At 52.6% G+C, this 24,904-nt stretch carries 27 protein-coding genes; 21 read left to right on the top strand and 6 right to left on the bottom strand.

The window, feature by feature from the left end:
• Nucleotides 1-13 precede the first annotated feature (13 nt).
• The 4 genes from LF599_RS16860 to LF599_RS16845 all read right to left on the bottom strand — a co-directional run bounded on the left by LF599_RS16860 (nt 14) and on the right by LF599_RS16845 (nt 1,446).
• Nucleotides 14-256 carry a hypothetical protein gene (locus LF599_RS16860; protein ID WP_279521617.1) on the bottom strand — a complete coding sequence of 81 codons (243 nt, stop codon included), beginning with the start codon at nt 254-256 and terminating at the stop codon, nt 14-16.
• Between the two features lie 128 nt (nt 257-384).
• Nucleotides 385-801: a hypothetical protein gene (locus LF599_RS16855; protein ID WP_279521616.1), complete on the bottom strand. Its 417-nt coding sequence runs from the start codon at nt 799-801 to the stop codon at nt 385-387.
• 118 nt (nt 802-919) lie between these two features.
• On the bottom strand, nt 920-1,132 hold the full coding sequence (locus LF599_RS16850; RefSeq protein ID WP_269940567.1) for a hypothetical protein: 213 nt from the start codon (nt 1,130-1,132) through the stop codon (nt 920-922).
• Entirely contained in the window at nt 1,129-1,446 is a 318-nt protein-coding gene (locus LF599_RS16845; protein WP_279521615.1) for a DUF2958 domain-containing protein, read from the bottom strand. Before LF599_RS16845 ends, LF599_RS16850 begins: the two co-directional genes overlap by 4 nt.
• A 329-nt stretch (nt 1,447-1,775) precedes the next feature.
• Here LF599_RS16845 and LF599_RS16840 point away from each other — a divergent pair, with 329 nt between their 5' ends.
• The 18 genes from LF599_RS16840 to LF599_RS16755 all read left to right on the top strand — a co-directional run bounded on the left by LF599_RS16840 (nt 1,776) and on the right by LF599_RS16755 (nt 20,315).
• On the top strand, nt 1,776-2,729 hold the full coding sequence (locus LF599_RS16840; RefSeq protein WP_269940569.1) for a hypothetical protein: 954 nt from the start codon (nt 1,776-1,778) through the stop codon (nt 2,727-2,729).
• A gap of 7 nt (nt 2,730-2,736) precedes the next feature.
• Nucleotides 2,737-3,285: a hypothetical protein gene (locus tag LF599_RS16835; protein WP_279521614.1), complete on the top strand. Its 549-nt coding sequence runs from the start codon at nt 2,737-2,739 to the stop codon at nt 3,283-3,285.
• A 43-nt stretch (nt 3,286-3,328) separates the two neighbouring features.
• On the top strand, nt 3,329-3,991 hold the full coding sequence (locus LF599_RS16830; RefSeq protein WP_279521613.1) for a dual OB domain-containing protein: 663 nt from the start codon (nt 3,329-3,331) through the stop codon (nt 3,989-3,991).
• Between the two features lies 1 nt (nt 3,992).
• Nucleotides 3,993-4,607 carry a DUF488 domain-containing protein gene (locus tag LF599_RS16825; protein ID WP_279521612.1) on the top strand — a complete coding sequence of 205 codons (615 nt, stop codon included), beginning with the start codon at nt 3,993-3,995 and terminating at the stop codon, nt 4,605-4,607.
• The gene (locus LF599_RS16820) at nt 4,600-5,037 is read left to right on the top strand and encodes a DUF488 domain-containing protein (RefSeq protein WP_279521611.1); all 438 of its coding nucleotides are present in this window, start codon (nt 4,600-4,602) and stop codon (nt 5,035-5,037) included. Before LF599_RS16825 ends, LF599_RS16820 begins: the two co-directional genes overlap by 8 nt.
• A gap of 206 nt (nt 5,038-5,243) precedes the next feature.
• Nucleotides 5,244-6,418 (top strand): IS3 family transposase gene (locus LF599_RS16815; RefSeq protein WP_404823699.1). Its coding sequence is split into 2 segments (ribosomal slippage): nt 5,244-5,508 and nt 5,508-6,418, totalling 1,176 coding nucleotides; the frame shifts between segments, so codons are not numbered across the junction.
• Complete coding sequence (locus LF599_RS16810; protein ID WP_279521610.1) at nt 6,402-7,319, top strand: tyrosine-type recombinase/integrase; 918 nt, start codon at nt 6,402-6,404, stop codon at nt 7,317-7,319. The genes LF599_RS16815 and LF599_RS16810 overlap by 17 nt, the downstream gene beginning before the upstream one ends.
• A 544-nt stretch (nt 7,320-7,863) precedes the next feature.
• Complete coding sequence (locus tag LF599_RS16805; protein ID WP_279521609.1) at nt 7,864-8,580, top strand: hypothetical protein; 717 nt, start codon at nt 7,864-7,866, stop codon at nt 8,578-8,580.
• 327 nt (nt 8,581-8,907) lie between these two features.
• Nucleotides 8,908-9,528, top strand: coding sequence for a restriction endonuclease subunit S domain-containing protein (locus tag LF599_RS16800; protein ID WP_279521608.1), 621 nt, complete (start codon nt 8,908-8,910; stop codon nt 9,526-9,528).
• A 10-nt stretch (nt 9,529-9,538) separates the two neighbouring features.
• Entirely contained in the window at nt 9,539-11,044 is a 1,506-nt protein-coding gene (locus LF599_RS16795) for a type I restriction-modification system subunit M (RefSeq protein WP_279521607.1), read from the top strand.
• Nucleotides 11,044-11,919 (top strand): DNA damage-inducible protein D, encoded by an 876-nt coding sequence (gene dinD, locus LF599_RS16790; protein ID WP_279521606.1) that lies wholly within the window; start codon nt 11,044-11,046, stop codon nt 11,917-11,919. Before LF599_RS16795 ends, dinD begins: the two co-directional genes overlap by 1 nt.
• On the top strand, nt 11,916-13,121 hold the full coding sequence (locus LF599_RS16785) for a restriction endonuclease subunit S (protein ID WP_279521605.1): 1,206 nt from the start codon (nt 11,916-11,918) through the stop codon (nt 13,119-13,121). Before dinD ends, LF599_RS16785 begins: the two co-directional genes overlap by 4 nt.
• A gap of 129 nt (nt 13,122-13,250) precedes the next feature.
• Nucleotides 13,251-14,075, top strand: coding sequence for an HAD family hydrolase (locus tag LF599_RS16780; protein WP_279521604.1), 825 nt, complete (start codon nt 13,251-13,253; stop codon nt 14,073-14,075).
• A 49-nt stretch (nt 14,076-14,124) separates the two neighbouring features.
• Nucleotides 14,125-14,352 (top strand): DUF2188 domain-containing protein, encoded by a 228-nt coding sequence (locus tag LF599_RS16775; RefSeq protein ID WP_279521603.1) that lies wholly within the window; start codon nt 14,125-14,127, stop codon nt 14,350-14,352.
• Nucleotides 14,353-14,550: 198 nt separating this feature from the next.
• On the top strand, nt 14,551-14,865 hold the full coding sequence (locus tag LF599_RS16770; RefSeq protein ID WP_279521602.1) for a hypothetical protein: 315 nt from the start codon (nt 14,551-14,553) through the stop codon (nt 14,863-14,865).
• A gap of 57 nt (nt 14,866-14,922) precedes the next feature.
• Nucleotides 14,923-16,395 carry a toll/interleukin-1 receptor domain-containing protein gene (locus LF599_RS16765; RefSeq protein ID WP_279521601.1) on the top strand — a complete coding sequence of 491 codons (1,473 nt, stop codon included), beginning with the start codon at nt 14,923-14,925 and terminating at the stop codon, nt 16,393-16,395.
• A 10-nt stretch (nt 16,396-16,405) separates the two neighbouring features.
• A complete protein-coding gene (locus LF599_RS16760) occupies nt 16,406-19,585 on the top strand; it encodes a type I restriction endonuclease subunit R (protein ID WP_279521600.1) in 3,180 nt (1,059 codons plus the stop codon).
• Nucleotides 19,578-20,315 (top strand): M48 family metallopeptidase, encoded by a 738-nt coding sequence (locus LF599_RS16755; protein ID WP_279521599.1) that lies wholly within the window; start codon nt 19,578-19,580, stop codon nt 20,313-20,315. Before LF599_RS16760 ends, LF599_RS16755 begins: the two co-directional genes overlap by 8 nt.
• 21 nt (nt 20,316-20,336) lie before the next feature.
• Here the strand turns inward: LF599_RS16755 and LF599_RS16750 are convergent, their stop codons facing one another.
• Together LF599_RS16750 and LF599_RS16745 are read right to left on the bottom strand one after the other, a co-directional pair.
• Nucleotides 20,337-21,065, bottom strand: a complete 729-nt coding sequence (locus LF599_RS16750) for a DNA-methyltransferase (protein ID WP_279521598.1) — start codon at nt 21,063-21,065, stop codon at nt 20,337-20,339.
• Entirely contained in the window at nt 21,062-21,550 is a 489-nt protein-coding gene (locus LF599_RS16745; RefSeq protein WP_071545322.1) for a helix-turn-helix domain-containing protein, read from the bottom strand. Before LF599_RS16745 ends, LF599_RS16750 begins: the two co-directional genes overlap by 4 nt.
• Before the next feature lie 813 nt (nt 21,551-22,363).
• Here LF599_RS16745 and LF599_RS16740 point away from each other — a divergent pair.
• From LF599_RS16740 to LF599_RS16735, 3 genes are read left to right on the top strand one after another with little or no spacing between them, the layout of a single operon-like run.
• Nucleotides 22,364-23,323 (top strand): integrase domain-containing protein, encoded by a 960-nt coding sequence (locus tag LF599_RS16740; protein WP_279521597.1) that lies wholly within the window; start codon nt 22,364-22,366, stop codon nt 23,321-23,323.
• Nucleotides 23,286-23,735, top strand: a complete 450-nt coding sequence (locus tag LF599_RS18350) for a helix-turn-helix domain-containing protein (RefSeq protein WP_404823726.1) — start codon at nt 23,286-23,288, stop codon at nt 23,733-23,735. The genes LF599_RS16740 and LF599_RS18350 overlap by 38 nt, the downstream gene beginning before the upstream one ends.
• A gap of 28 nt (nt 23,736-23,763) precedes the next feature.
• Nucleotides 23,764-24,849, top strand: a complete 1,086-nt coding sequence (locus LF599_RS16735) for a site-specific integrase (RefSeq protein ID WP_279521596.1) — start codon at nt 23,764-23,766, stop codon at nt 24,847-24,849.
• The last annotated feature ends 55 nt before the right edge of the window (nt 24,850-24,904 follow it).

The following is a 24,904-nucleotide window of genomic DNA, read 5'->3' as shown; positions in this document are numbered from 1 at the left end:
CCCTCCCTTCCGGTTAGATGATTTCGAGTTCTTGGAGCAGGGACTCAATGGCGTCCCTGACAGCGGCTGCAACGTCCTTGTCCGGGTGCTGCTCACTGGCGATTAGGGCGTTTTCCAAACCATTAGCCAGGATCGTGTTGCTAGTGCCACCCTGCCCGCGAAGATTCGCCAGCCCACGTCGCAGGCTATTCTGGCTGGCCCCTTTGTCCTGCCCCTTCGAAACCAGGGCGTCAGCATCGACTGCTACCATTCTCATGCCGTTCCTCCGAATCTGTCGGTTTGATGATAGGCATGCCCCTCCGTGTCCGGCCAGCGGCATGCGGCCAATACTCGCCAGTAAACTGTCGGCGGGCTCCATCAGAACCACGCTACGAATTGCGGGACCTATAACTTGGTGATGTTCGCATAGCTGATAGGGGAAATCCTCCACCAGTCACGCCGCCGCTCGGATTTGACCTTCCCTGCCGGGTCCAGTGCATACCGGTCGAGGCCGCATTTCACGTGGACCATCCAGTGGTCTTCCTCGCCGCTGCCAGCCCGTTCAACGCCCAGAAGGGATAGGGGGCTGAGAGAGCCATAACCTGCAAATATGGAGCGCCGGGACAGCCGATAGCCGAAGCTGGCCAGCATGGCGCGGATGTCAGCGTAGTCCGTGAAGAATGGTCCAGCCGGGTCAAAACCCAGCTCATTGATGGCAAGAATCCTGATTTCCGCGTAGGTGCAGCCGACCACCATTGCCACACAGGCCAATCCGCACCCGGTGCCGTCCTCCTGAACGACGCGCTGAACGGCCATCGTCATCGGCGCACATCCGGGTTTCTGCCGCGCCAGTGCGAGGACAGGCCATTTTCATACCGACACGGCGGCTTGATGCCGACTGACGGGCAAAACGCGCTCAGGGCGCAAATACGACGCATTCTCACCGGTCTCCGGGAATCAGGACCAACCGATACGCCACGCCGGACTCGAAAACGACCTCTACTCCGTAAATCACCACAGGGCCGTCCACGTCGCTCAGGCACCAGGTGAAATCAACGGGGTTGTCGCGCAGCAACCCGGTTTTCTCGGCCAACGTGAGCTGGGGATCGAACAAGCTGACAATCAGGTCCTCCATGTCGCGGATGTCCATCACGCCCTCCTCCGAATTTCCGGTATGGCGTAGGCCGGGACAACCTCCCATGGCTCTTCGCAATCGACCTCAATCCACCCCACGCTCAGGCCCTTAAGTTCGGCCAGCGAGAAGTACCCCCACTCGGCGTTCTGGTAATCCCTGTTCAGAATGGAATATCCGAAGAAGGTATCCTCGCCATTGAACTCAGCCACGTACCAGTCGCAGCCACCAATGAAGAAATGCAGGTAAATAAGCTTGTTTTGGGCTGGAATATCCTCGGTTTCGTACAGGCGCGGCACAGCATCAAGCCGCGCCCGCGAAGGTTCGTTCCACATGGGAGCCTCCTGTTCGTAGGACGCAACAAAGCCCACGGCTGCCGCAGCAGACGCGAGGGATGGTGATCGTCCGGGTTATGTGATGGGATGCCGAGCCGTGGTTATGGCTTGGCTAAATACGACGTGATTATTATAACATAAACTCAATAAAAGTCAATATGTTATTCTCATCGTAACAACTGAATCTCTTGATATCTGGAGCCCTCCAACGACAAAGAGAACTGGAACAAATATCGGTTTTGGCTTAAGCGAAAGCGTGAGCTCCTAAATGCTAGTCATAGCTGCAACCTCAACTCATTAGTACAGCCACAAACACAGGAAGGAAGATAGTGCCAAACGAAATCGCTAAAATTAATTTTTTCCGGGTTCAAAGGTGTGGTTATTATCATTGGCGTGAGGACCATCATCTTAGTCACGACCTTAGCCAATCCCTTAATGAATTAAGTCAATGGGTAGACCCGCTTGATCTTGAGCACACCCAGACTTTCGGCGCGGAAGAAGATGATCAGTTGCCAATTTACTGTTATGCTATGGAGAACAATGGGCCCGGTGATTACTTATTGACTTGTTGGAATGGGGTCCCAGCCACAGACGACGGCAGAATTGTTGCCATTCGCGGAAACGCCCCTGTCGGAAACGTTGAAGCAGCTGACGTTGAAACGAGTAACTTTTCTGATGGGTATATCCCGGGCTTCGCGACATATTTCTGGTTCATTCCGAATAGCTATCTTTTCGCGACCATTCGGTTTCAAAGCAGGCCAATGGGAAAAGACGAGGTTGAAAAATACATCAGATCCTTTCTAAATACCAAAGATGGCCGTCCATATGGACGAGCCGCTTTCAAATCCAGCCGGGTTTTAAATCCCGGAGAGATTGCATACATACGCGCACAGCGGCAGAATATAACAAAGGTTATCTACAAGGCTGAGCTGTCAGCACACATCCACACTGACACGTCCCTATTCCAAGGGTTATTGGGGAAGATCGGAGTTGGCGAAAACCGACAACATAATCACAACTACAAACTCAAAACAGAACTGAAAATGACGCCTACAGACGATGATATGCAGGGCATTTTAAACCATTGGGAAACGGTCAATGATGCTGATGTCGGTTTTATGATCCGAGGAAAACAAAGCCCATTTTGGCTGAACCACAGTATTGCACAGACAGATATTACTATTAACGTGCAACGTGACAACCCAGAGGTCATAAATGCCCAATCTTTGCTCGAAGCTTTAGTCGGACAGAGACAACAGCTCCTATCTACAGTGGTGGATTGATCATAACATGAAGTTTTTTTTAGGAATAATCACTTTTTGTCTAGGGCTGCTCGTTGGAGGGAAAATTCCGATAGAGCAGCAACTAGACATATACTCCCTTATAGGAGGCTCCGCCGCTGTAATAATTGGTATTACTGGGGCATGGTATGCGGTGCTGTTGCCGGAAATTATAGCGTCTCTCCGACGGGAAGAGGAAGAAACATACACGCACGCAATCGAACTTCACAAAAGGCTTCTAAAACCGATGGTCATGGGGATTGGACTGTTCTCAATTTCACTACTCATCCGGGTACTAAAGCCAGCTGTTGATGTGGCTCTAATTTGGGGGCACGAACAAATTGCAGCAAAGTTTCAGATCATTAGCCTGAATGCCTTGAATATATGGTGCCTACGTGGGTCTTTTGGCGTATGCCTAGTCCTCACTGGTTGGCTTTTATGGATCCTCATCTGTTTACTTAGACCTTACGACTACTTAAAAACCTTCATCGACAAAAAAGAAAAGGAAAAAGATATATTAAAGAAGCTTGGCCCATCCGCAGAAGCAAGCGATGACTAGACTTATTGTAGGTTTTTTCCGAACATAATTCATGGAGTAGCCTATGCCAGAGGTTCAATTTCTTTGCCTTGCAAAATCATGGAAAAGAGGCGGTTTTTGCATCGCCGGTAAAAAAATTGAGAACAATATGGTGACTAATTGGTTCCGTCCAGTAAGCCAGCACGATGAGGGGGGAGTATCTGAGGTGGAGTGTCGACTTGCAAATCTGAGAACTCCCCAAATCTTGGACTTCATCACATGCGGTGTAGGGGATTCATGCCCCCAAGGGGCTCAATGCGAAAACCATTATATCGATGGGACCGCATGGACGCACAATGGCCGCCTGAACGCACCTGTAGCTCCCTACTGCGATTATCCAGACTCCTTATGGGGTACTGGCTACTCCTCAACAAATGGGACAAATGATCGTGTTCCCGAGGACATCGCCAGGTTATTACCTGGATCCCTCAACTTGATCAGCCTGGAAGAGGCCACTGTTAAGATTCAAGAAGAAGACTTCAATGGGAATTCACGACTTAAAGCGCGACTTTCCTTTATATATAAAGAGTATACATACGTACTGTCACTTTCAGACACCGTTAAAAGTAGACAATACGAACAAAAAGGGGCTGGCGAATATTCCGTCAACAACTGTTATGTTACTGTTAGCTTAAGCGTACCGTTTAATGGATATTGTTACAAAGTCGCTGCGGGACTGATTGAATAACATGGGAACCATTTTCACCATTGGATATACGTCATTTACTGACATTGATTCATTTTTACAGACTTTACATAAACAAAAAATAAAAGCTGTAATCGATGTGCGATCGAGTCCATACAGTAAGATACATCCTGAATACAATAAAGAAAACATCAAGCGGACTTTAAACTCCCATCAAATATACTATGTTTTCCTTGGGAATGAGTGTGGAGCAAGGGTTGATGAGAAATCATGCTATGTTGACGGTCAAGTCAACTTCAACTGTGTATCTTCCCTACCCAAATTCAAATCTGGCCTTGAAAGAATTTATTCAGGAGCAAAGAAATTTAATGTCGCATTAATGTGCGCTGAAAAAGATCCAATAACTTGTCATCGCACGATTCTCATTAGCAAAAACCTAAAGCAGTACTGCCTACCTATTATGCATTTATTGGATACAGAGCATGTTGAGACTCATGAAGAATTAGAACAGAGGCTACTGAAAGTGTACGAATTGAATCAGAGTCATTTCTTCAAAAATCAAAAAGAATTGCTTGAAGAGGCATATGAAAAGCAGGCCAACAAGATTGCCTATAGAATCGACGAAAACGACATCGTCTATGAGGTACACCATGATTAAACTTTATACTGTCGGGTTTGCAAAGAAAAGTGCTGAAGAGTTTTTCACTATACTGAAAAAAGCAAGAATTAAGACTCTCGTTGATGTACGCCTTAATAATGTATCACAATTGGCTGGATTTACGAAGAAAAACGATCTTAAGTTCTTTCTAAAAGAAATACTTGGAGCCAACTATGAACACGTCCCCGAACTGGCTCCCACCAAAGAGATTCTAGATAGCTACAAAAAGAAGCAAATTTCATGGGAGCAATACACCAAAAAATACGAATACTTACTGAACACACGGAACATCGGTTTTGCTCTTTCTAAGATTGACCTAAATGATGCTTGCTTTTTATGCAGTGAACCTACTGCGGGGAAATGTCACAGGAGACTTGCAGCAGAGTATCTCCAAAGGAGTGATGCGAACATCAGCATCCTTCACCTTTAGCCATGTGTCGATCTAACTCCAAAACGTAGGGCAAGACCACTCCAGCCCCCCCCTTGCGGCAAGCCGCTTAACGCCGTGGTTCACCATCTAGGTTTACAGCTCTCTCACGCCCCCTGCCTTCTCCCGACCATCACACGAATATGACCCGCCCATGAAAAACTGGTCCAGGCCCAATGTTAGGGTTATGTGGACAGCAGGAGGTTTCAATGGGCATCAGAAAGCACACACCGGAACAGATTATCGCCAAGCTGCGTGAAGCAGAAGTCCTTTTGGCCCGGGGAGAAACGGTCCCCAAGGTCAGCCGCAAGCTCGGCGTGACTGAGCAAACCTATTATCGATGGCGCAAAGAATATGGCGGAATGCGTGTCAGTCAGGCCCAAAAGCTTAAGGAACTGGAGAAAGAGAACTCTCGTCTGAAGCGGTTGGTCGCTGACCTCAATCTGGACAAAATGATTCTGGAAGAAGCGGCAAAGGGAAACTTCTGAGCCCTTCGCGCCGCCGTCGTTGTGTATACCGGGTTCGAGAAAAGATGCAGGTATCAGAACGGAAAGCTTGCCGAGTACTTGGACAAGTCCGTTCTACGCAACGATATGCGTCCAATCCTCGTGCAGATGAAGCTGCACTAACCGCCGCAGTGATTGAATTGGCCACCCAATACGGACGATATGGATACCGTCGGATATTGGAACTGCTGCACAGAGATGGTTGGAAGGTCAGCCACACGAGGCTGGAACGCATTTGGCGACGTGAGGGGCTACAAGTCCCGAAAAAACAACCGAAACGTAAACGACTATGGCTGGCAGATGGCTCCTGCATTCGCCTTCGTCCATGCTGGCCAGGTCATGTTTGGTCGTATGATTTCGTCATGGACAGAACCCATGACGGCAAAGCCTTTCGGATGCTCACTGTGATCGATGAATATACTCGTGAGTGTCTGGCAATCGACGTAGCGAGAAGCCTCAAATCGGAAGATGTGCTTTACCGCTTGAGCAGGCTGTTTGTTGAACGGGGAGCACCGGATCACATCAGATCGGATAACGGACCGGAGTTCACGGCAAAAGCCGTCAGAAAATGGCTGGGACGAGTCGGAGTGAAGACTTTGTTTATTGAACCGGGAAGCCCTTGGGAGAACGGATACAACGAGAGTTTCAACGGTAAATTACGTGATGAACTCCTCAATGGAGAAATCTTCACAACGCTCAGGGAAGCTCGCTACTTGATCGACGAGTGGCGTTGGGAGTACAACACATTCAGGCCTCACAGCGCTCTGGGATACAAGCCACCCGCGCCCAAGGCCACTCTCCCCCCGGGGGGAGAGTGGAGCCAGCCCTCCAAACGCCAAGGGGGGAGCACTAACATCGCGGGTGGTACAAACGGATAGGGCAGGTCCATGGGGCAACACCTATCTAGATCATTGTGAGAACAAACTCAGCCCTAGAACCATTGAGGAGAAGAACCTCGTCTTTAAGCGGTTCATCGAATTCTTTGGAGCAGAGTTTCCTGTTCAGAAGCTTGGGCATCCTCAAGCGCTCAAGTATCTGACCAAGCAGTTCAAGGACCGATCCGGCTACAGTGCCAATCGTGACAGAAAAAACCTTTCGGCTGCATGGAATTGGGGCAGCAAATACCTTGCAGATTTTCCTAAGAGCTACAACATTTTCCAAGACGCAGAACGCTTTCCCGAAGTGCGTGAACCTCGCTACATTCCGCCAGAGCAAGACTTCTGGAAGGTGTGCAATGCTTGCCAGGTTCAAGACAGAATTATGCTCGTAGCGTTCCTTCACCTGGGAGCAAGAAAAGGCGAAATATTTCGGATGAAGTGGGAGGACGTTGATTTTGAAAATATGACAGTCCGACTGTGGACCAAGAAACGCGAAGGTGGGAACTACGAGTTTAGCATCATTCCCATGACAGAAATTTTGGCCACCACGCTGAAACTCTGGAAAGGCGAAACCAAGATCGACTCCGAATACGTTTTTACCAATCAGGACTCTACTCACCTGAGCCAGAAGCACTACGGAAAGAAGTTTACATCCCGCCAGCACTTCATGGAGAGGGCTTGCAACCGCGTCGGCGTGAAACACTTTACGTTCCATGCGATCAGGCACTTAACAGCCACAGTGTTATACAACGAAGGCGTTCAAGTCGCTGTTATCCAAAGAATTCTCAGACACAAGTCAGCCACAACCACGACGAGGTATCTCCACGAACTTGGACTTGATGACACCAGAGATGCACTTGGCTCTGTCATGGACAGGAAGAGAGCTAAACCATCGAAATAAAAGGCATTGTGTTGTTTTGGCGTATATCTTAACTGCTCAAGAAACTCACCACGTTCAAATTTGACCTGTTGCCACAAAACTATGCCGGTGTCTTGTTTGAGAGTAAAAATATAGTTATTCAGAGAGTATAGAAAAGGTCACAAAAAAGAACCGGGAACCCCTTCATATAGATGCAATTCCCAACCACCTAAAATTGCTCATAAAAAATGATTTTGTGACCTATTTTGTGACCAAAAACGAAAAAAGCACCTACGATTTCTCGTAAGTGCTTGATTTTCTTTGGCGTCCCCAAGGGGGTTTGAACCCCTGTTGCCGGCGTGAGAGGGTATACTGAAAACCACGGGAGGCCGCTTACCTACGTGATTTCAGTCAGTTGCAAACGGCATCAACGCCACGAAAAGCACGTTTGACACGCATGGAGCCACGGGCGAGCCACGTGGAAATGGGGCCCCTTTGCAATCTCAGGCGAGGCTATCGACTTTCAAATAATTGTTGACAACATCTATTCTTTATACTACTGTAATATAAAAGAAAAGAGGTTAACATGGCCACCTGCACCATTTCTCATGACGACTTCGTGTGTTTCTTGGGCCCCAAGGTCCGCAATAATATCAAGGAAACTACCCGGCCATATAAGAAAAATGCCGTCTGTGATTGTTGCGGAAAAAGGAGGTCGTTGCAATCCGCTCATCTAATGACCAGAAAAAGAAATGATATCATAAAAGAATGTTTGGAGCGTTCTGAAAAAGTAGGTTCCGAATATTCTATAGAAATCGATGAAACGGTTCATCTGATAGAGGTGTCACATTATCCCATGTCAGAAACATGTGCATTTTTGTGTAAAGAATGCCATGGGAAGTATGATAATGAAGATGAAGAAACTGTTTCCAAGGTCAATTACGCTATTTACAGAAAAAACAGAATAAAATCTTTTGTTGAGATAAAGGGAACAAAGTTGCCAACGGCCTTGGGCAATGAAACAAGTAAAGATTATTTGTTTCTTGTCATGGGCATATTGGTTCAAAAACTTTCACAAAAGGATATTGGTCTTTTGCAGGATCAGGTCTTTTGTCGAAAAGTATTGGGTTTGGGGCATCCTGTTTTGACGACAGATCCCTTCAAGGTCTTTGATGCCAACGGACGGCGGCGTTATTATAAAGACGCCTTGGGCAAATACTTTTTGTGCATGGAATGGAAAAAAGAGAACTTTCCCCGGCTTGCCAGGATGCTGAACGATTACAGCATCAAGTATTCAAATTGATTTTGAGCGGGACGAGATGAAGCCCAGCCGATCAAAATCGACCAATCGAGACCAATTCCTTTCAAGAAATGGTGCCTGTTAGGGGGGGGCACACGGGCAATCGAAAGTGTCTGCTTAATGACCTTTCCCGCAATTAGACATCCGGCCCCTCCCCTTCTGCCTTCATTTCGACAATCCTCACGCTCCAATTGGCTATATATTGGACGATCTCACAGGACGCTGACCGATCAGGGTCGAGAAGTTCGCCGAGACATACTTGAAATATTTTTTGCATCAAAATGCAAACTGCACTTGACGAGTCGATCTCGCTTGCTTATATCGAAACACATGATTCGAGAAAAAACAAACAACTTGGTGCGCTCAAAATGCCAATCGGCCCCCTTGAAGCGCGTAGCGAAATTGTTTGCCGGGCATCCATTTCGGGGCAGGATTGAACACGATCCGGGAGGCACGATATCCGTGGTCCAGCTTAAGAATGTGGACCCTGTTCTGGGCGTAAACGAGAATCGGTTGCCCAAGGTCGTGCCGACTGGTCGCCGCCGACCGACCTTCCTGGAGGAGGGGGATATCCTTTTCGTGAATCGGGGGATGCGGTTTTTTGGAGTGCTGGTTGACAAGCCGCTCGAGAACGCCGTGGCCGCACCGTATTTTTTCATCATCAAGGCCAACCCCGCGTTGGTTCGCCCGGACTATCTGGCCTGGTTCCTGAACGGCAAGCAGGCCCAGCGATATTACGGGCAGTGCGCGGCCGGGACGGCCTTGCCTCACATCACCCGGAAGACATTGGAAGCGCTTTCGGTCCCTGTCCCGTCTCTCGAAAGACAAGCATTGATAGCCAAGGTCTACCAGTGTGGTTTGCGAGAAAAAATTTTGACGGAACGGGTCATGGAGCAGCGGGAACTGCTGTTGTCCGAGATACTGGATGCCGCATCACAAGAGAAAAATTAACGGAGAAAATATGACCGCCACCAAAGTGAACCAGAAAGAGATCAACGATATCCTTTTCAAGGCGTGCGACACCTTCCGGGGCATCCTCAACGCCAGTCAGTACAAGGATTATATCCTGGCGATGCTTTTCGTGAAGTATCTCTCGGACGTTTACCGGGAGCGCTACGAGGAGTTGAGTCAGCAGTTCAAAGGCGACAGGGAGCGCATCGAACGCCGTCTGGCCAGGGAGCGTTTCGTCATGCCGGAAGGGTGCACTTTCTATGACCTTTTCGACCAGCGCAACGCCACCAATGTGGGTGAGGTCATCAACACTACCTTTGAGAAGATCGAAGATGCGAACCGCGCCAAGTTGCAGGGCGTCTTCCGTAATATCGACTACAATTCCGAGGCGAATCTCGGCAAGACCAAGGACCGCAATCGGCGTCTGAAAAAGTTCCTGGAGGACCTCAATGATCCTCGCCTGGACCTGCGCCCGTCGCGGGTGGGTAATCTGGATGTCATTGGCAATGCCTATGAGTATCTCATCGCCAACTTCGCCGCCGGTGCGGGCAAGAAGGCCGGGGAATTCTACACGCCGCCGGAGGTCTCGGAGCTGATCGCGGAACTGGTCGATCCCCGGCCGGGCGAGCGCATCTGCGATCCCGCCTGCGGTTCCGGCTCGCTGCTCATCAAGTGCGGCAATCGGGTCCGCCGGACGTCCGAGGATTTCTCCCTGTACGGGCAGGAGATCAACGGCGAGACCTGGGCGCTCGCCAAGATGAATATGTTTCTGCACGGCATGGACCGGGCCAGGGTCGAATGGGGCGACACCCTGCGTGAACCCAAACTGATCGAGGACGATACCACCATGAAGTTCGAGGTGGTGGTGGCGAACCCGCCCTTTTCCCTCGACAAGTGGGGTTACAAGTCGGCCCAGAGCGACCCCCACAACCGTTTCCACCGCGGCCTGCCTCCCAAGTCCAAGGCGGATTACGCCTTCATCTCGCACATGATCGAGACCACTACCCTGGAGTCCGGGCGGGTCGGCGTGGTCGTGCCGCACGGGGTGCTTTTCCGGGGCGGCGCGGAAGGCAAGATCCGGCAGCAGCTCATCGAGGAGAACCTTCTGGATGCGGTCATCGGCCTGCCCGCCAACCTGTTCTTCGGCACGGGCATTCCGGCGGCCATCCTGGTGTTCAAGCGCAACCGGCCCGACAAGGATGTCCTGTTCATCGACGCCAGCCGGGAATACGCCGACGCCAAGAACCAGAATAAGCTGCGCCCCGAGGATGTCCGCAAGATTGTGGACACCTACCAGGCCCGCGAGTTCGTGGACAAGTACGCCTATGCGGCCGGGTTCGATGAACTCGAGGAGAACGATTTCAACCTGAACATCCCCCGCTATGTGGACACCTTCGAGGAAGAGGAAGAAGTGGACATCGCCAAGGTGCAGGGCGAAATCGAGGAACTGGAAAAGGAACTGGCCGGAGTCCGCAAGGAGATGGCCGGATACCTGGAAGAGCTGGGGGTGCTGTAATGACCAGGGAACGAGGCGTCGAGAAGGCGCACCACCTGACCTTTGAGGAATTGAAGCTTCAGGACGAGAACGGCGATGATTTCTGGCTTGCCCGCCAGTTGTCGAAGGTGCTTGGCTACGGGGAATACCGCAACTTTCTTCCCGTCATAGAAAAAGCCAAGACGAGCTGTGAAAGCAGCGGCCAGCGGGTGTCCGATCATTTCGTGGAAGTCCACGAGATGATCACCCTGGGCAAGGGGGGGCAGAGGGCCATGGAGTCGTATGCCCTCAGCCGTTACGCCTGCTACCTGATCGTGCAGAACGCCGATCCTTCGAAGCCGGTCATCGCCAACGGGCAGACCTATTTTGCCATCCAGACCCGTCGGCAGGAACTGGCTGATGACGAGTCGTTCCAGCAGCTCAAGGAAGAAGAGAAGCGGCTGTTTTTGCGTGAGGAGATGAAGGAGCACAACAAGCAGTTGGTGAAAGCCGCTCATCAGGCCGGGGTCGAATCCAATCTTGATTTCGCCATCTTCCAGAACCACGGGTACAAGGGGTTATATGGCGGCCTCGACGCCAAGGGCATCCATCGGCACAAGGGGTTGAAAAAGAGTCAGAACATCCTCGACAACATGGGCAGCACGGAACTCGCCGCCAACCTGTTCCGTGCCACGCAGACCGAGGAGAAGCTACGGCGCGAGAACATCCGGGGCAAACAAGCGGCCAACCAGACCCATTTCGAGGTCGGCAAAAAGGTCCGCCAGACGATCAAGGAGCTGGGCGGAACCATGCCCGAGGAACTGCCTGTGCCGGATGAAGATTTGGCAAAGGTTGCCCGGCGCGTGAAGGCCGCAGAGAAGAAAGCGCTTGGGGCGAAGAAGGAAGGTGGGGAATGATCGTGCCTGAAGGATGGTCGTTAGTGAGGGTAAGAGATGTCGCTACTATTTCATCAGGGGGGACCCCAGATCGGACCATTGATAGCTATTGGAATGGAGAAATACCATGGGTTACGACATCCGAAATTGATTTTTGTACGATCTTTGAAACCAGCCAGGCCATCACCCAAGAAGGTCTTAAACGGTCAGCGGCCAAATGTTTCCCTGAAGGGTGCTTGCTTATCGCGATGTATGGTCAAGGCAAGACAAGAGGTAAAGTCGCTATGTTGGGGGTAACTGCTGCGACGAATCAAGCGTGCGCGGCTGTTCTTCTGAAGAAGAATCATGATCCAAATTATTTTTTCCAATATTTTCAAAATAATTACTATAAACTTCGGTCCTTTAGCAATGGCGGGAGTCAGGACAATTTGAGCGCAGGGATAATAAAAGCTTTTCCTGTTGTTGTGCCGCCTATTAAAGAACAGACCGCAATAGCCGCCATCCTTTCCACTTGGGACCGTGCCATCGAGAAAACCGTGGCCCTCATCGCAGCCAAGGAGCGGCGGAAAGCGGGACTCATGCAGCGGCTCCTGACGGGCAAGGTGCGGTTCGGGGAATTTGCCGGGGAAGCGTGGAAGGAAGTTCCCTTGGGCACTTTGTTTGAACCGGTCACGGATACCGTGGGCGACAAGGATATTCCTCCCTATAGCATTTCCGCCGGAATCGGTTTTGTCTCTCAGCGCGAAAAATGGGGCAAGGATATCGCCGGTCGGCAATATGCCAGCTACACCCATTTGCGGAAGGGCGAGTTTGCCTACAACAAGGGCAACTCGAAGAAATACCAATGCGGCTGCGCTTACCTCTTGCGCGATCAGGACGAGATTTCCGTCCCGAATGTTTTCATCAGTTTTCGTCCCAAGTCCGATGAAGTCTCGGCTGATTTCTATGAGCATTTCTTCGTCGGCGATTACCACGCCAGGGAATTGAAGCGGTACATCACAAGCGGAGCCCGCTCGGACGGCCTTCTGAACCTGAACAAGAAGGACTTTTTCAAGATCAACGTTCCATGCCCATCGCCCAGGGAACAGGAGGCCATCGCCAAAGTCCTCAATGCCGCCGTTGCGGAAATCGAGGAGCATCGAAATCAGCTTGCCGCCCTTAAAGAACAGAAAAAGGGCCTTATGCAGCAGCTGTTGACCGGAAAAGTGCGGGTAAAATCATAACGCGTGCAAATTAAAATTAACTATAAAACATAGTTGCGAGCACGCGGCGTGAAGGCTTGGCTTCGGCGACCGGAGAGGGTATATTTTGAAGTCTAGAAAAAATCTAAAAACAATTCTGAAGGGGGCCGCATGAGCTTTCGCAAACAGAGAATTGCATTTGTCTACGACTTCGACGGCACGCTTGCCCCCGGGAATATGCAGGAATACGACTTCATCCCGAAACTCAAGCTGACCAGCAAAACGTTCTGGAATGAGGTGAAAAGGCGCGCCAAGGATCAGCAGGCGGATGAAATCCTCGCATATATGTATCTCATGCTTCGGAAGGCCAGAGAACATGACATGAGGGTTACGCGGCAGGATTTCAAGCAATACGCCAAGGGAATCGAGATGTTTCCCGGGGTCTCGGGATGGTTTGACCGAGTTGACGACTACGCCAGAGAGAAAGGGTTGATTCCTCAACACTACATTATCTCTTCCGGCATACGAGAAATGCTTTTGGGAACGAGCATTGCCAACAAATTTACCGACGTGTTCGCTTCGTCGTTCATGTACGACCAGCATGGCGTCGCCGAGGCCCCAGGGCTTGCCGTCAACTATACGACCAAGACGCAGTTCCTGTTTCGGATCAACAAGGGGGTTCGGGACATCTGCGACAACAAGAAAATCAACCAGTATATCGAGGCCGATCAACGAGAAGTGCCGTTCACCAATATGATTTTCATCGGTGATGGGGCGACGGATGTCCCGTGTATGCGGCTTGTCAAAGCGCAGGGGGGACATTCAATCGCTGTGTATAAACCGAAGACTTCGAAGGAGCTTGCCGAGCAGTTGAGGAGCGAAGGCCGGGTTCATTATGTGGCCCCGGCGGACTACTCTAAAGGGAAGCACATGGACAAGATCGCTCATGCCATCATCGACAAGGTGGCGGCATATTGGGCGGCAAAGAAGTTGTAAATTTCGCAACCGGGCAATCGGAAAATGAGCACCAAAGGAGGTGAGATCAATGAGTGGTAAAGACATGCATGTCACGCCCCATCCTGATGGCGGCTGGCAAGGCAAGAAAGGCGGCGCAAAGCGCGCTTCCTTCAAGACCGAAACCCAGGCCGAAGCTCGAGAACGAGCCATTGACCAAGGGAAACGGGAAGGCCTTGAGGTCAGCATTCACGGAAAGGATGGAAGAATCCGTGAAAAAAACAGCTACGGAAACGATCCGTATCCTCCCAAAGGGTAACGGGTCAGGAGAAGGAAAATGATTGAAAGCCACAAGAAAAGCGGCCTGATGCTGGAACCATCAGACCGCCCTTGAGGTCAACCTGCTCGAACACGAGCCGTTGCAGGTTCATCGGACCTCCGCCATAAGCGTACGCGGAGCATACACAACGGTCCGGCATAGTTCAAGACGGCTCATTCAGCAGATGAAGGAAACAACATGTCTATAACTATTGCAGGCTATCCAGCGGAAGGGCCATACACCTCAACCGGTAAGCTACATGACCGCTCGGGGGTGTATACGATCCTGACGCGCAAAGACTCGACGGAGAAATGGACGGTTCTCGATGTTGGAGAATCAAAAGAGCTTAAGTCTCGTGTGGAAAATCACGATCGTGCCGGCTGTTGGGACCGTCACAGCAAGGGGATATTGGGGTATGCACCTCACTATACCCCAAATAAGCAGCAGGCCGGGCGTAAAGAAATTGAACAGGCGATTCGAGCGAAATACAACCCGGCGTGTGGAGATCGATAAAATGAATGGCCGGGAGGGCATCCTTCCCGGCCATATTCGCAAATAAACGGTGAAAACATGAGCGATATCGAAAAATTCATCCCAAAGGTATTCATTTCCTATAGCTGGACGACACCCGATTACGAATCGCAAGTCGTCGCTCTTGCAGAGCGGCTTGTCGAAATGGGCGTCGATGTGGTGCTGGATAAATGGGATCTCGTAGAAGGTTCGGACGTCAACAAATACATGGAGCAGATGAGGGCGGACGCTAATATCACCAAGGTCCTTATGCTCTGTGACAAAGCCTATGCGGAAAAAGCCAATAGCCGCAAAGGCGGGGTTGGAACGGAAACGCTCATCATCACCCCGGAGATATACGGCCAAGCGGATCCCGCGAGCAAGGATCAAAGATATATCCCGATCATAATGGAACGGGATGAAAAGGGCCAAGCGTGCTGCCCGATATTTCTTTCGGGTAGAAGTTATATCGATATGTCTACCCCTGATTTGTTTGAGAAGGGATTTGAACAGTTGCTACGGGCGATCTTCAACAAGCCGGTTTTTAAAAAGCCGGAATTGGGGAAACCGCCTGCGTATATTCTTAGTGACGAAGAAATCACTCTCGGAAGTTCCTCGAAGCAACGAGCGGCAATGACGGCGCTTCAAGCCGGGAAAGCAAATGCTCTTGGGGCCTGCAGGGACTATTTCGATACGGTTGTCGAGAACCTTGAGCGTTTTCGGGTTGAACCTGAAGGTGATGGGGAACTGGATGATCGCTTGATGCGGAGCATCGAGATGCTGGAAGAACCCAAAAATGAACTGGTTGAATTTTTCGCAACCTTAATTCGATATGTCCCTGCACAGCAGGCTGGAGAGACTCTTCGTCGGTTCATTGAAAGGCTTTATCCGTTTACCCAGTGGCCCGATGACGGAAGGCATCGATGGGTGGAAATTGCTGCCGATAATTACCGATTTTTTCTTCATGAGTTGTTCTTATCCGCCGTTGCCATTGCCTTGAAGGAAGAACGTTTTGAAGTAGTGCCCGAGTTAGTACAGGATTTCTATTATGTTGGTCGGCTTGGCTCCAACGAACGCCCTATGAAATCGTACACTCGCTATCGACCATATCTTGAAGGCCTTGAGGTTACGAGAAATCAGCGACTTAAAATGAATCGGATGTCAATTCATGCTGATATGTTGAAAAGCCGAGCAGACGTATGCCCGCTACTTAGCTTTAATCACATAATGCAGGCCGATTTTTTCTTATTCATCCATAGTTGTCTTCAAGGTGGGGATATGTGGAATGGGTGGTACCCCATTTCTATGTTGTACGTGGGTTTTCGACATGCACCGTTTGAAGTCTTCGCGCGTTCCCAATCTTCAGCATACTTTGACAAGGTTAAGGTAGCCCTGGAAATTAATAATAAAGATGCGTTGGTTGATCTGTGCGAAAGATTTACAAAGGGCGAATTGAAAGCTCCCAAGTGGGGTTTTGAGTCTTTTAGCCCGGGGCATCTTGCTGCGATTGAGGTCGTTGCAACAAAGCCGTGAGGGGTGCTACATGAGTTCATTCGACTTCAAAGAATACGCCTCCTCCCACGCCCCTGCCCTGATCCTGCTGGAACAGCTCGGCTACAAGTATGTCCCGCCCACCAAGGCCCTGGCCATGCGTGGAGGGCGCAAGTCCATGCCGGTCCTGCTGGACGTATTGGAATCCCGGTTGCGGGCGATGAATTCCATCACCTTCAAGGGGCAGGAGCACGGGTTCTCGGATGCCAATATCGCGCGGGCCGTGAGGGAAATCGCCCAGGTGCCGTTCGACAGCCTGATCGCCACCAGCGAACAGGTCTACGATCTGCTCGCCCTCGGCATCAGCCTGGAGCAGACCCTTGATGGGTCCGTGAAAAGCCATTCCTTGAAATACATCGATTGGGAACACCCGGAAAACAACGTCTACCACATGTGCGACGAGTTCGAGTTCGAGCGGCGCCACTCCGATGCCGTGCGCCGACCGGACATCGTGCTGTTCGTCAACGGCATTCCCGTGGCCATCATCGAGTGCAAGCGGCCCGACCAGCGCGGGGCCATCAAGGAAGGCATCAGCCAACACCTGCGCAATCAGCGGGTCACGGAAATCCCGGAGCTGTACATCTACAGCCAGATATTGCTTTCAATCAGCCAGAATCGGGCCATGTACGCCACCACGGACACGGATGCAAAGTTCTGGTCGATCTGGAAGGAAGAGGACGCTGACGGCCAAAATGAAGCCCTGGACGCCATCGTCAACGCGCCTTTGGCCGAAGCGCAACGGTCCCGGCTCATGGCCGAGGCCACGGACGAACAGCGGGAAGTCCTGATGCGCATCCTTGCTTCCGGGCATCGCACCCCCACGCCGCAGGACAAGACCCTGCATTCCCTCCTGCGCCCGGAGCGGCTTCTGGAACTCATATACGGTTTCATCATCTACGACAGCCGCATCAAGAAAATCGCCCGTTACCAGCAATATTTCGCGGTCAAGGCCACGGTGGACCGGGTCACCGACGTCAAGGGCGACAGCCGCCGTCGGGGCGGGGTCATCTGGCACACCACGGGATCGGGCAAGTCGCTGACCATGGTCATGCTTGCCAAGGCCCTTGCACTCGATCCCCGCATCAAGAATCCCAAGGTGGTCATCGTCACCGACCGCATCGACCTGGACAACCAGATTTCCAAGACTTTCAAGGCGTGCGGCAAGGACGTGGTCCAGGCCCGGACCGGGGAACACCTGCTCAAGCTCATTGCCGGAGAACGCGCCTCCATCGTCACCACCATCATCGACAAGTTTGAGACCGTGGCCAACAAGCGCACCAAGGATGAGGACCGGAACATCTTCGTGCTGGTGGACGAAAGCCACCGCAGCCAATACGGCCAGAGCCATGCCAAGATGCGTGTGGTCTTCCCCAATGCCTGTTATATCGGCTTTACAGGTACGCCGCTCCTGAAGAAGGAAAAGAGCACGGCCGACCAGTTCGGCGGCTTCATCCACAAGTACACCATGAACCAGGCGGTTCAGGACCGGGCCGTGGCCCCGCTCAGGTACGAAGGGCGCATGAGCGAACTGCACGGGGACGATGCCGAACTGGACAAGTGGTTCGACCGTATTACCGAAGGGCTGACTCCCGAGCAGAAACGCGACCTCAAAAAGAAGTTCAGGCAGGCCGAGCAGCTCTTTTCCGCCGAGTCGCGGATTGCAGAAGTCGCTTATGACATCGCCCAGCATTTCAAGCAGTTTTGCAAGGGGACCGGCAAGAAGGCCCAGTTCGCCGTTGCCAGCCGCCCGGCGGCTCTGGCCTACCTTCGGTGTTTCGAGGAACAGGACGAAGTCTCCGTGGCCATGGTCATGTCTTCCCCTGATAGCCGAGAGGGGAACACCTCCACCGATGAATCCAAGATGCCAGAAGTGCAGGTGTTCTGGAACGACATGATGCGCCGGTACGGCAACGAGAAGCAGTATCTCGAAAGCATCATCAACGCCTTCAACCACAATGACGACCCCGAAATCCTGATCGTCATCGACAAGCTTCTAACCGGGTTCGACGCGCCTCGGAACAGCGTCCTTTACCTGGACAAGAACCTCAAGGAGCACAACATCCTCCAGGCCATTGCCCGGGTGAACCGTTTGTGGGACGGCAAGGATTACGGCCTGGTGGTGGATTACCGGGGCATCTTCGGGGCCTTGAATGAAGCCATCGACACCTATGCCGCCCTGGAAAAGGAAGGGTTCGACCGGGCCGACATTGAGAACACTATTCTCGACGTCAGCGGCGAGATCGAACAACTTAAGGCCAGGCATGCCAATGTCTGGGAGATTTTCAAGGAAGTCGGGAACAAGGCGGACATCGAGGCCATGCAACTGGCTCTGGAGCCGGAAGATATCCGGGAGCGGTTTTACGATGCCCTACGCCTCTTTGCCAACACCCTGCAACTGGCGCTGAGCAGCGCGCGGTTTCTCGACAATACGCCCGAGAAGACGATCCGCCGGTACAAGACCGATTTGAAGGATTTCCTGAACCTTCGCAACGCCGTCAAGCATCGGTTCGGCGAGGCCGTGGATTACTCGGCCTACGAGCAGCAGCTCAAGAACATGGTCAGCAAGCACATCGGAGCGGATGCCGTGCAGGAGGTGGTCGCCCCGGTGGATATCTTTGCCGTGGACGCCTTCGAGCAACAGTTGGAGCTGATCCAGGGGGATGCCGCCAAGGCCGACCACATCGCGGCCCGGGTGAAGAAAACGATCACCGTCCGGATGGACGAGGACCCTGTCCTCTTCAAACGCCTGTCGGAAATCATCAACGAAACCATCAGCAGCCATCGTGCGCACCGGCTTTCCGATGCCGAATATCTCGGCAAGATGCGGGGACTGCTGGATGACTTGCAACAGGGGGAACGTGGCAACCTGCCGCCGTCCCTCAAGGGCAAGGACGAAGCCGCCGTTTACTTCGGAATCCTGGGGGAAATGCTGGAAGGGCAGATTGCTGAAGCTTCCTTGCCCCAGATGGCGATATCCATAGACGACGCCCTAACATCCAGGAAAATCAGGGATTGGAGCGACAATATTGATATTGTCAACGAAATGAAGAACGATATTGAAGACGTTTTGTATGACGCTTCGGAATCATTCGGTGTGACATTCCCCGGCGAAGTGATAGATGCTGTCATCGACAAATTGATTCTTGTTGCCAAGAGACGTGACCTTGCCTGATTTGCCAGCCCGCGGTTCCGTGCATTACGGGACCACCAGAATCGATTACTCCATCCGGCCAGCGACCAGGAAGACCTTGGCCATCCATGTCTTCCCCGATGGTACCGTCGTCACGGATACGCCTCGGACGGCGACCGAAGATGAGATAGCGGCCAAGGTAAAAAGCCGGGGAGCATGGGTCCTCAAGCAGCAGAGGATGTTCGCGGCTTATCCCCCGGCCATCCCGGCCAGGCGATATGTCTCCGGCGAGGAAGTCAGGTATCTGGGACGGCAATATCGGTTGAAGCTGTTGGTTGGTCTCGAACGTTCAGCCAAGCTCAAGGGAGCGCATCTGGAAGTGACCCTCCTGGCCCAGGATGGCGCAGATGTGGCCAAGAAACTGGTGGATGCTTGGCTTCGTGATCGGGCGGATGCGATTTTCCATTCCCTGGTGGGATCGTGTCTGGAGAGAACTTCCGGGATCGGCGTGAAAACCGTTCCGGAGTGGCGAATGCTTCGGATGCGGAAACGTTGGGGAAGTTGTACCAATAGCGGTACGATCATCCTGAACCCCGAGCTCGTCGCAGCGCCGAAGGATTGCATCGAGTACGTAATTTTCCACGAACTTTGCCATTTGCGCGTCAGGAACCACTCGGCAGCGTTTTATCGCCTGTTGTCCCGAGTCGTCCCAAAATGGGGACACCTTAGGATGAAGTTGAATCGGGCAGTCGAGCTTCGGCTCGAATATTGATTCGGCTTGTTGGGATATGGTTTACTCTTCCCCTCGAATCCGGTCCCATGCCGCAATGTGGTTCCGGAAGCCGTACTCGACCATCTCGAATTTCCTGCCCAGTTTTTTGGCTGCAACCCCAAGCGTTCCGGTGCCGGCAAAGGGATCAAGAATGGTGTCACCTTCTTTGCTCAATGCCGCAACCAGATCTTCGACCACTTTCAGCGGTTTTTGTGTGGGATGAAGGGCTTTTTCGCCTTTTTTCTCTGACCATTCTTCGTCGGGGTCAGGCATCAGCCGTTCTTTCCCCGATGTTTTCCCAGTGACCATATGATTTTTGTAGTATTTTTGATCATCGAAAAATGAGTCTTCCGAGCACGCATGCAACCCAAGTTCGAAGCTTTCCTGAAACATACCCTTGTTGAACCCGACGGAGTCGGGCTTGCACCAGGCAAACTTGCGCAGTTTGGGGAAGTAGCGCGAAAGTTCACAATACCAGTCGCCGAATTGAAAATCCGAGCAAAATACAAAGACATTGCCGCCAGGTTTCAGAACACGATGGAATTGATAAGCCAGAACGTCGATCCGCAGCTTTTTGCAATCCCAATCCTTGCCGGCAATTCCGATCTCGTAAGGTGGGTCTGTGATTATGGCCTCGTACCTGTGGGCAGGGCAATTTCCCAAAAATAGAAATGCGTCATTGTTGTGAATGTCTCCATTTTCAGACGACGAGGTTACCCCAAGATGGTCTTGTTTCCGTAAATCAATCACGAGTCACCTGCCACCGGTTCCCCATATGTTGGCTTTTGGTTCTTCAAGATAAATTCCCGCATTCGATCAAGCGATTTTGAGCTCAGTCCCGGATTGAGAATTTTGCGGCGCTTGGCTCGTAGTTTCGCGTCGTTCGTCGAGTGGCACTGATCGGCGGCATGGGCCATTTCCGGGTCATTTTCCAGTATGCTCATGAGCGCCCGATAAGTGTCGTTGTGCATGGCGACGAGAACAATTCGAACGAACTCCGGCACAGGAAGATCATAGGCAAGGGAGAAGTCCAGTACCCGATCCAGCGGAATCGAAGCGTTCCCCTTTTCAATCTGGGATATAAACGAGCTGGTGCACCCCAACTTCTGGGCGACCCATCTGAGGGGCTTGCCCTGAGCCTCCCGCACAATCTTCAGATAAAGCCCGACTTCTTCCTTCAGCAATTGCTCCGGGGTTTTCACAGGGGTGAGGTCAACGACGTCATCTTCAGCCATGGTTAATCAACCACCTTGTTAACAGGGTTAAGCAACTAGTTGCTTATCAAGATCAATAAATAAGTTGATAATCAGTAGCAAGGGATTTGTTGCTTTTGGGAGTGGATGCGTGAGCAGGGACCTGAGGATATCCCTTGAGCCGGAGTCGACTCCGCCATCCCTCTCGCCGTCGCCTGCGGTAATCACGACGCAAGTAAAGTCGTCGGGGCAAGGCCGGACCGCGAAGCGTCCGCCCGCAGGGCTTGGCCTTGCCCCGGCGGCTGCTTGCGTCACGCTCGCGGCAAAATGGGCGGGAGGGGCAGAAACCCTGCCGCCGGACCTTGCGCGAAGGTTTTGCGGCGTCATATGGTGGGGCATATCCACCGGATAATTCCGTAACCCAAAGGAGGTGAAACGCATTGACGCGCGTCATAAGTTCGTGACGAAGTCCGAACTGATGACGCATGAAGAAGCCCTGGGCTTCAACGATCCGCGCGCCGTTTTCCAAACAAACGGTCTTTTCAGAATCCAAACGCAGGCTGTAACGCAGCACCCGCCACAGGTTGAATGACAGATATCTACGTCTGTCATTGCCGCACTTCCCCAATGGATGCCATCCAATCCGCAAGACATACGCGTTTGCGGGGCATCACCCTTTATTAACTAGGTTTTCCGGAATCCTCTTCCGAATGGGAATCGGGCATTCATTCTACCCCTGACCGGTGATGCGTGGCGGGTTTCCGCCACAGGCAGGTCTTTCCTGGATAACGGGAAAAGTCCGATCTGCTTGGCCCAGGGGCGCTGCCCCGAACCTTTAACGGAAGGAGAATTCCAATGGGAAAATCCGACAGCCTCAAGTATGCGGTAAACCGGGCAACCTTGTCCGGTCCGAAAACGAAACAGTACCGAATCCGCCAAAACGGACGCTTCTTTGTGAAGACGCTGCGAAGGGTTGGGTTTGGGGTCCAGAAATGGTCCAAACTGACGAACAAGCACTTCCAGCGCGTGGCGGATGTCATGCGCTCGGACGGTGTGGGTGATGGTCGGATAGCCGAGGTGTTCAGTGCCGCCAGGCATCTTTGCGACGCTTACGGAAACGACCGCATCAGCGGGAACAACGACACTTTCGGGGTCAAGCGCGGGTCCATAGCCAACCAGGCGTCCCGCACGGTCAGCCCGGAAGTTGTTGAAGAATCCCTGACCAGCATGCGGAACGACGCGTCGTTCCGGCATGCTGGTCGGGCGGCGGTCCAGATCGAGTTAATGTATGAGCTCGGGCTGCGACGAGAAGAATCCGCCAAACTGGATTTGCCCAGTGACTGGGACAGGGAAAACCATAGCCTGCTCGTACAATACGGGACCAAGGGCGGCAGGCCCCGGACCCTGTACGACTTGTCCCCGCGACAGGAAGCAGCTCTTGGCCGAGCCGCGGAATACGTGTCCCCCTCCAACAGGAAGGGTATCCACAACCTCATGCCCGAGGGCATGGGCGACAACTGGCTGCACCGGCTGGACTATGCGGCCAGGAAACACGGCCTTGCGGGTAAGAATGCCGGAGGAACCCTGCACGGCCTTCGGCACGAAAGGTTTCATCAAATGTATGTGAATCACGCTGGCTTTGAGCCGCCCAACCAGCACGAGAGCGTGCAGGTGTTCCAGGAGGCAGCCCAGGCAACGGTCGGGGACGAATGGCCCCGGCTCGACAACGAAGCGCGAGACGCCATCGAGGAAGCGGCAGGGCATTCCCCCGGTCGCCGTGACATATCGAACGCCTACCTGGGCAGTTCCTATTAGATGCGGCCCCGCCATTTCCCGGCGGGGTCGTTTTTTTATTCTTTTCCCCCTCCAGCCGTTTGACTTTGCGCATGCCGGGAGTGTTGAACTGGTGTGTTGGGCGTCAGGATGTCCGGCTCAACGAAACCGGTTGAAGGTCGTGAACGTGGATAATGTGTTGACGGTTAAACAAGTTGCCCAGCTTTTGGGAATTTCCGAAAGCCTTGTCAGGCGTCGCGATATGAAGGTTCGCTTGAAAGCCTTCATTGTCGGAACGCGTGGAATCCGGTTTCACCGGGAACACGTGGACGCCTACCTGGCTCGCAACACCGTTAGGGCGTCGGATCAGCCAGACGATATCCCTGTAGCCAGAAAGCGGCGGCGTAAGAATTTGACCGACAAACACAAACTGTGGCAGCGTGAATCCAAGTAAGCGGCCTTCCCGATAAGGAGAAAAGACAATGCCTTACAAGGAAGGAAAACGGTGGCGTGGGGCCGTGCGGTACACACCCACCGACGGGTCGCGGCAGATCAGGCGCACCCAGCTCTTTGACAAAATGAAAGACGCGGAAAAATGGGAAAATAAGACCCGAGAAGCCTTGGAGCTCGCCGATGCGGAAAAACGAAAGGACATGCATCGCGTGGGCCTGGAAGTGTTGGCCGGAGATTGGGCGAATGCCTACATGGATTACGCCACGGCCACATGGTCCAAGGGAAGTTGCTCAGACAAGCGCCTTGCCTTTCGGCGTTTGTTCGAAATGACGGCAAGACCGACACAGCTGGTTCATGAGATCAGCCCTGTGGTGGCCCTGAACCATCTGAGCCGACTCAAGAAGCAGACCACGGGGAACACGGCCAATCGGGACAGGAAAAACCTTGCCGCCGCCTGGAAGTGGGGTGCGCGGTATCTGGGCATGGACAAAACGAATCCGTTCCGATCCGTGGACAAGTTCCCCGAGCAGCGTCACCCGAGGTGGGTTCCGCCCCTGGAGGACTACCGCAAGGCCGTGGATGCGGCGACACCCCTGCAACAGCAACTGCTTCTGCTGGCGTTTCACACGGCTGCCCGTCGGGGCGAACTGTGGAAGCTCAAGTGGTCGGAAGTCAATCTGGCCACGGGCATGATCGGTTTCTGGACCAACAAGCGCAGAAGCGGGAATGCCGAGTTCGACGAGCTGCCCATTTCCGGCATGCTCAGGGCGCACCTGGCGGAATGGAAGCTGATGTCCAGGGACGAGGAACTGGTGTTCGGAAGCCGGTTCGAAGGCCTTCTGGACATCAACAACCGCTGGCTGCGGCGGCTGTGCGCCGACGTCGGCGTGAGGAACTTCGGTTATCACGGAATCCGCCACCTGTCCGCAAGCATTGCGATCCACAATGGGGCGACCATCGTGGAAGTGCAGCAGTTGCTTCGTCACAAGTCCATTGCAACGACCCAGCGGTACATCCACAAGGTCAAGAAAAGCACCGGCGCGGTGGATGCCCTGGATGCGGCCTGGCGGGATGACGGGGACAGGGAACCGCCTGCCCTTAAACTGGTCCGGTGAAGCTGATGTGGCGATCGAGCCACGCGGACGAGCCACGCAAACAAAAAACGGGCTA

The organism is Pseudodesulfovibrio thermohalotolerans (assembly GCF_021353295.2).
Classification (GTDB): Bacteria; Desulfobacterota; Desulfovibrionia; order Desulfovibrionales; family Desulfovibrionaceae; genus Pseudodesulfovibrio; species Pseudodesulfovibrio thermohalotolerans.
This window is presented reverse-complemented; position numbering and strand designations above follow the sequence as displayed.

Bases quoted from the DNA above. Each gene is read 5' to 3' on its own strand.
- LF599_RS16785 (WP_279521605.1), top strand. From the start codon at position 11,916: ATGATCGTGCCTGAAGGATGGTCGTTAGTGAGGGTAAGAGATGTCGCT.
- LF599_RS16860 (WP_279521617.1), bottom strand. From the start codon at position 256: ATGAGAATGGTAGCAGTCGATGCTGACGCCCTGGTTTCGAAGGGGCAG.
- LF599_RS16745 (WP_071545322.1), bottom strand. From the start codon at position 21,550: ATGGCTGAAGATGACGTCGTTGACCTCACCCCTGTGAAAACCCCGGAG.
- LF599_RS16805 (WP_279521609.1), top strand. From the start codon at position 7,864: ATGGCCACCTGCACCATTTCTCATGACGACTTCGTGTGTTTCTTGGGC.
- LF599_RS16825 (WP_279521612.1), top strand. From the start codon at position 3,993: ATGGGAACCATTTTCACCATTGGATATACGTCATTTACTGACATTGAT.
- LF599_RS16835 (WP_279521614.1), top strand. From the start codon at position 2,737: ATGAAGTTTTTTTTAGGAATAATCACTTTTTGTCTAGGGCTGCTCGTT.
- LF599_RS16760 (WP_279521600.1), top strand. From the start codon at position 16,406: ATGAGTTCATTCGACTTCAAAGAATACGCCTCCTCCCACGCCCCTGCC.
- LF599_RS16855 (WP_279521616.1), bottom strand. From the start codon at position 801: ATGACGATGGCCGTTCAGCGCGTCGTTCAGGAGGACGGCACCGGGTGC.
- LF599_RS16735 (WP_279521596.1), top strand. From the start codon at position 23,764: ATGCCTTACAAGGAAGGAAAACGGTGGCGTGGGGCCGTGCGGTACACA.
- LF599_RS16770 (WP_279521602.1), top strand. From the start codon at position 14,551: ATGTCTATAACTATTGCAGGCTATCCAGCGGAAGGGCCATACACCTCA.
- LF599_RS16775 (WP_279521603.1), top strand. From the start codon at position 14,125: ATGAGTGGTAAAGACATGCATGTCACGCCCCATCCTGATGGCGGCTGG.
- LF599_RS16800 (WP_279521608.1), top strand. From the start codon at position 8,908: ATGATTCGAGAAAAAACAAACAACTTGGTGCGCTCAAAATGCCAATCG.
- LF599_RS16795 (WP_279521607.1), top strand. From the start codon at position 9,539: ATGACCGCCACCAAAGTGAACCAGAAAGAGATCAACGATATCCTTTTC.
- LF599_RS16740 (WP_279521597.1), top strand. From the start codon at position 22,364: ATGGGAAAATCCGACAGCCTCAAGTATGCGGTAAACCGGGCAACCTTG.
- dinD (WP_279521606.1), top strand. From the start codon at position 11,044: ATGACCAGGGAACGAGGCGTCGAGAAGGCGCACCACCTGACCTTTGAG.
- LF599_RS16780 (WP_279521604.1), top strand. From the start codon at position 13,251: ATGAGCTTTCGCAAACAGAGAATTGCATTTGTCTACGACTTCGACGGC.
- LF599_RS16845 (WP_279521615.1), bottom strand. From the start codon at position 1,446: ATGTGGAACGAACCTTCGCGGGCGCGGCTTGATGCTGTGCCGCGCCTG.
- LF599_RS16830 (WP_279521613.1), top strand. From the start codon at position 3,329: ATGCCAGAGGTTCAATTTCTTTGCCTTGCAAAATCATGGAAAAGAGGC.
- LF599_RS16820 (WP_279521611.1), top strand. From the start codon at position 4,600: ATGATTAAACTTTATACTGTCGGGTTTGCAAAGAAAAGTGCTGAAGAG.
- LF599_RS16765 (WP_279521601.1), top strand. From the start codon at position 14,923: ATGAGCGATATCGAAAAATTCATCCCAAAGGTATTCATTTCCTATAGC.